The sequence below is a fragment of the Chryseobacterium ginsengisoli genome (assembly GCF_039542325.1).
Lineage (GTDB): Bacteria > Bacteroidota > Bacteroidia > Flavobacteriales > Weeksellaceae > Chryseobacterium > Chryseobacterium ginsengisoli.
Map to the genome: position 1 here is coordinate 1 of NZ_BAABHX010000027.1, position 649 is coordinate 649.

Genomic DNA, 649 nt, shown 5'->3' on the forward strand with positions numbered 1-649 from the left:
GGTGGAGCCGGTCCACCTGGAGCCGCTGGCGATGTACTCCAAGAACCACGACACCCCGGAGCAGATCCCGAACGGCTCGGTGATCACCCTGCCCAACGACCCGGCCAACCAGTTCCGGGCGCTGAAGCTGCTGGAGAACGCGGGCCTGCTCACCCTGAAGCCGGAGGCCGCGGTGGGCACCCGGCTGGCCGAGGCGGTCGCGGTCCAGGAGCGGCTGCGCCCGCTGGTCCGCACCGACCGGCCGCTGCCGCCGGTGCGGACCGCGGCCGGGCTCGACGTCGCCTACTTCCCCGGGTCGGACCGGCTGGAGGCGGCGGCCGAGCGGCTGCGCGCCACCGGCAGCACCGTGACCACGCTGCCGTTCGACGCCCGCTCCCCGGAGACCCACGGCGAGGTGGTCGACAAGGCCTTCGCCGACGGCGACATCGACGTCACGCTGGTCGCCTTCGGCGTCCAGGGCGACAACGAGCAGGGCTGGACCGACGTGGAGGCCGCCCGCGAGCAGGGCGTCGACGCCAAGCGCGGCATTGCGATCGACGCCATGAACATCGACGGCAGCGTGCGCAGCGCCCGGGCCAGGCTTTGGCCCCAGACCGAATGGCTGAAGGCCTCCTTGATCCTTTCGTCGCTGTGCACGGAGAAACAGCGC

At 72.4% G+C, this 649-nt stretch carries 1 protein-coding gene; it reads left to right on the plus strand.

Annotation, left to right across the window (positions count from 1 at the left end; all coding sequences use genetic code 11):
- On the plus strand, positions 1-649 hold a 649-nt coding region (locus ABD940_RS22835), incomplete at both ends, for a MetQ/NlpA family ABC transporter substrate-binding protein (protein WP_345208873.1).